The sequence below is a fragment of the Halobacillus sp. BAB-2008 genome (genome assembly GCF_000328325.1).
In the GTDB taxonomy this organism is placed as follows: Bacteria; Bacillota; Bacilli; order Bacillales; family Halobacillaceae; genus Halobacillus.
In genome coordinates, this window is the sequence record NZ_ANPF01000055.1 from 1 (window position 1) to 4,984 (window position 4,984).

The 4,984-nt window shown below is 46.6% G+C and carries 5 protein-coding genes; 4 read left to right on the forward strand and 1 reads right to left on the reverse strand.

Annotated features, from left to right (window positions below; translation table 11 throughout):
* Positions 1–381: 381 nt before the first annotated feature.
* The 4 genes from D479_RS12745 to D479_RS12760 all read left to right on the forward strand — a co-directional run bounded on the left by D479_RS12745 (position 382) and on the right by D479_RS12760 (position 3,761).
* Positions 382–1,281: an ABC transporter ATP-binding protein gene (locus tag D479_RS12745; protein WP_008637702.1), complete on the forward strand. Its 900-nt coding sequence runs from the start codon at positions 382–384 to the stop codon at positions 1,279–1,281.
* 13 nt (positions 1,282–1,294) lie between these two features.
* Entirely contained in the window at positions 1,295–2,062 is a 768-nt protein-coding gene (locus D479_RS12750; protein WP_008637704.1) for an ABC transporter permease, read from the forward strand.
* A gap of 95 nt (positions 2,063–2,157) precedes the next feature.
* Positions 2,158–3,354 (forward strand): hypothetical protein, encoded by a 1,197-nt coding sequence (locus D479_RS12755; protein ID WP_346773255.1) that lies wholly within the window; start codon positions 2,158–2,160, stop codon positions 3,352–3,354.
* A 110-nt stretch (positions 3,355–3,464) separates the two neighbouring features.
* Complete coding sequence (locus tag D479_RS12760; protein ID WP_008637708.1) at positions 3,465–3,761, forward strand: hypothetical protein; 297 nt, start codon at positions 3,465–3,467, stop codon at positions 3,759–3,761.
* A 188-nt stretch (positions 3,762–3,949) separates the two neighbouring features.
* Here the strand turns inward: D479_RS12760 and rlmD are convergent.
* On the reverse strand, positions 3,950–4,984 hold a 1,035-nt coding region (gene rlmD / locus D479_RS12765; RefSeq protein ID WP_008637709.1), incomplete at its 5' end, for a 23S rRNA (uracil(1939)-C(5))-methyltransferase RlmD.

Genomic DNA, 4,984 nt, shown 5'->3' on the forward strand with positions numbered 1-4,984 from the left:
ATATGTTTATGCAAAGTCTGCCTTAGATATATATAATTTTTTGGAAGTACTAATGATTATTTCTTAAAAGATCTTAAACTATCACACGATTACTTTGCAGTTGGTAGACAATATCTCGATGATTCAATAGATTATCAAGAAGATTCATTAGAAGGTGGTTTTAACATATACACCTACTACTTTTATCAGAAACACTCTGCTAATATAGATTTATATGAGGATAAAGAAATCCTTTCATATTTGATAGAAGAAGCAAAAATGAATCTAAAAAATCAATATCATCAATAGAACACTTACCTGATACTGGATGGAAACGGTATTTAGAAGCCTATAGCAAGCGTTTAAACAATTATAAAGTTGAGCAAATAAGGTGATGATTAATTGAAAAAGATTATCGAGTTCAAAAACGTCACAAAGAAATATAAAGAAACCACGGCCATCGAACCGCTGAATTTCCATATCGATCGTCAGGATATCGTCGGCCTGCTTGGACCGAACGGTGCCGGTAAAACGACGATATTGAAAATGATCGCTACACTCACCTACCCGACGAGCGGCGATATTTACATAAATGGAAAACCCAACAGAAAGAAAAACCCAATCATATCCTGCATCATGGAGGGAAACAGGAACCTCTATTGGAAATTGACGGTCAAAGAAAACATCGAATTCCTTTTGACCTTGAAAGGAACCAATTATAAAACGAAGCAGGATCAGATTACTACGCTGATGGACGAGTTTGCCCTGACATCGAAGCGTAACGAACTCGTCCAAAACCTTTCAAGAGGGATGCAGCAGAAACTTTCCATCTTGATCTCCCTCGTCGAAGATACGCAGATCATTCTCCTTGATGAACCGACGCTCGGACTCGATGTGTCCACACTGAGAGATTTAGAGAAACTGCTTCCTTCCATCCCTCATCAAATGAATAAGTCCTTGTTAATCACTTCTCATGATATGAGATTCGTCGAGAAGGTCTGTAACAGAGTTATGATCCTTCAAGAGGGAAAGCTTGTTGCCGAAAAACACGCCGAAGAACTCAAGACAATGATGGATGCGAAAACGGGGACGGTCACCGTAAAAGACATGGGAGGCATGGAAGGTGCGCTTGAGCAGCAATGCCTTGCTTTTGTGAAGGATAACGATGGACTTCACATCACATTTCACAACATGGAAGAGTTCATGGGCATTCTTAAGCTCGCCGGAGACAAAGGGGAAATCATAGCATTCCATTATGGTCAGACGGCGCTTGAGGACTTATTCTTGGAAGCCATCCAATAAGGGGGACAGGTTCATGATGTTATGGAAAGCTTACATAAAGAAAGAAGCCATTCTCGCTAAACGGTACATCACCGATACCATCGGCGGTGGAATCACGATCTTCCTCGTGTTCCTGCTCATCTTCTATGGATACTCCGGCATCGTCGGCTTCAACCTCGGAAGTGATACGAAGGAAAGTTTGATCCTGAGCTTCATCATCTGGATACTGGCGATATCGATTTATCAGAATATCACCGATTCCATTGAGGATGAAACACGGATCGGCACGATTGAACAACTCTACTTATCTAAATACTCCTTCCTCACGGTCATTACGTTCAAGTCATTCGCCATGCTGTTGATCGACTTCATTCAGATCTTTGTACTCTTAATGCTTATGATGCTCGTCACCCAGACGTTTCTTGATTTCCACAATATCGGATCCATCCTTCTCCTCACCTTCTTTGTTTCACTGAGCTTCTGGGGCCTTGGCTATGCCCTCGCCGGCGGCGTGCTGCTGTTCAAGAAAATCGGAACTTTCCTGCAGATCATCCAGTTTGTCCTGCTTGGACTGATGTTCCTTCCTGCCGAGGCAAGCCCGTTTTTTAAGCTGATTCCATCGGTTTGGGGATTGAATCTGCTGCGCGATGTGATGGTGCACGGTACGCAGCTTTCCGCCTTTGGATGGACGGATTATCTGTATCTGACCCTCCCAAGCATCGCTGCCCTTCTCGTCGGGATACTCCTGTTCCGCAAGTGCCTGACGAAAGCGACGGAGCAGTCCATTCTCGGTTTTCATTGATCAGGCAGGGGTTAAAGAGAGAAAAATAGAAGAAAGTCGTTTTATTCCAATAGAATCAGGATAAATATCCTACACCGAATAAAATGACAAAGCTGGTGATCCTTTTGACTGCTTCCATTAAAAAAGTAGGGTTGGTCGCTGCACCAGGCTACCCCGATAAGCTTGGAGCGATTCTCGAGAACGAACTGCCCGACATGCTTGCATACTATGTAGATGAAACAGCCGATTGGCAGGTGGAATACAAGGTCCTTTCCCTCACCGGAGCAACGGAAGATCCCCGGGAAGTACTGGAGGCGACACTTGACGAAAAGCAGGAACAGGGATGGACGTTCGCCATTGCGCTGACCGACCTGCCCCTCTTCCATGATAAGAAAACCTTGATTGCAGAAACGCTCGCCCGGGGGTGCACCGCCCTGATCAGTCTTCCCGGGTTAGGAGCTGCGCCGATGGTCAAACGCGTAAGGGAAGCGATTCTACAGCTGATCAACGAAATGTATTACGGAAGCTCAGATAAAGACAGGGAAAAAGCCGAGGAGCGAATCCAATCCAAGGACAAGGACAAATACCCCGAATTAAAAAACAAGAGTTCGACAAAGCTGATGCGGCGAAGAGGTCTGGAACTGTTTTCCCCGATTCTGCGGGAGGCACCGGTCGAAATGGACAGCGACGTCGACGTCCGCTTTACGATCCGCTCCCGCGTGGTAGGCCTGCTCCGGCTGATCACGGGAATGGTCCGGGCGAACCGTCCGTGGTCGATGTTCCCGGCATTCATGAAGGTTATTGTGCTCGCCTTCACCACAGGTGCCTATGCTCTCGTCTTTCCGACCTTATGGAAGCTTAGCGACCACTACAGTACGTGGCGCATGCTCCTCTTATCTGTCTTGTCAATTCTTGCAATGATCATCTGGATCATCCTTGCCCACCATCTGTGGGAACGGAAAAAAGATAAAGAAAACAGCCATCTGCGCCGGCTCTACAACACGGTGACCTTCTTCACGCTCGCCGTCTCCGTGATGCTCTATTACGCACTCTTATTCCTGATTTTCCTCGTCACCGTCTTTCTTCTTATTCCGAAAAGCATGCTGGAATCCCAACTGTCCGCCGAAGTCGGCTACATGCAGTTTTTCTATATTGCCTGGACCGCCACAAGCGTGTCCACCATCATCGGAGCACTCGGTTCGGCTTTGGAGAACGAAGAAGTCGTCCTTTCCGCTACGTATGGATACAGACAGCGCCAGCGCTATGAGCAGATGAAAGAGGCTGAGGAGAATGAAGACAAGGAGCGTTATTAAAGGAAAAGGAAGGACTCGACCAGGCGATTTATGAATCTCTGATTATTAGGTATAATAGCCGTACCGGGTGAGGAAAAAACGAGTCTCCCCGAATAAAGGAGGCATGTCGTGTGGACCGCAGCCGTGAAGAAGCCGTAATTCATAATTATCAAAAAGGCGAAAAGATGATGATTCTGCTTTTTGCCCAGTGGTGTATCAATCATGAATTGGACCCTGCCGCCATCTATACAGAGGCCTATCCGTACCAGGATAAAAATAAAGAATTAGTGGAAGCTTTGGAGCTTACGGTAACGAAAGAAGAGTCGGACTTCATAGATTCAGGGATGCTGCTTGAAGCGCTGTCTATCTATGGAAACGATGATCTCGCTTTTGTTGTGTCGGAGTTAGTAAGTAAGAAGAATTTGTAAGAACGTTTAAACGGGAAGAGGGTATGCCTTTAAGCATACCCTCTTCCCACTTTTATTTTAAGTGATAGATCGAAGTAAGAACTACATTCCATAACGAGTAATGCAGGAACTACGCAAAAAAAAAGACCCAAACATCGATGTTCAGGTCTTGTTAGAAAAAGTATATCTTTTACTGGGAAAGGTTTATTTTAGTTAGACACTTTCTTTTCCAGCCACGTCACACACTCCACGTGACTCGTCTGCGGGAACATATCGACCGGCTGCACTTCCTTCGTTTCATAACCACCGTCTTCAAGCACCCGCAGATCACGCGCAAGCGTAGACGGATTACAGGATACATACACGATCCGCTCCGGCTCCATGTCGAGCATCGCTTTCAGAAGCTGCTCATCACAGCCTTTACGCGGAGGGTCGACGACGATGACGTCCGGACGAAGGCCTTGATTACGCCACCACGGCATGAGCTTCTCTGCTTCCCCGACGAAGAATTCGGCGTTGTCCATCTTGTTCAGACGGGCGTTCTTCTTCGCGTCTTCCACGGCTTCCGGAACGATTTCCACTCCATACACCTTCTCTGCCTTCTGGGCGAGGAACAAGGAAATAGTTCCGATTCCACAGTAGGCATCGATGACCGTTTCTCCACCACGCAGGTCGGCATAAGAAAGTGCCTGGTCGTACAACGTCTTCGTCTGGGTCGGGTTGACCTGGTAAAACGATTTCGGGGAAATCATAAAACGGATATCTCCGATCGTATCGTAGATGTATTCTTCTCCCCATAGTACGTTCGTTTCTCTTCCTAAAATGACATTCGTCTTTGCACTGTTGATGTTGTGGACGATTGATTTTACATTCGGGAACGCATCGCGGATTTCGTCCATGATTTTTTCTTTGTGGGGAAGTTTCTTCGTCTTCGTGACGATCACGATCATGATGTCCTTCGTCGTCTGTCCCGTCCGGACCATGATGTGACGAAGTACGCCGCGGTGCGTCTGTTCATCGTAGGCATCGATTCCGTATCTGGAAGCGATACGGCGTACCGTTTCAACCATCCGGTCATTCACTTCATCCTGAATCAGACATGTGTCCATATCGATGATGTTATGGCTTCGCTTCTGATAAAATCCTGTCATCAGTTCCCCGTCTTCCTTCTGGCCGACTGGAATCTGGACTTTGTTGCGGTAGCGCCACGGATCTTCCATACCGATCGTCGGATGTACCGGTAC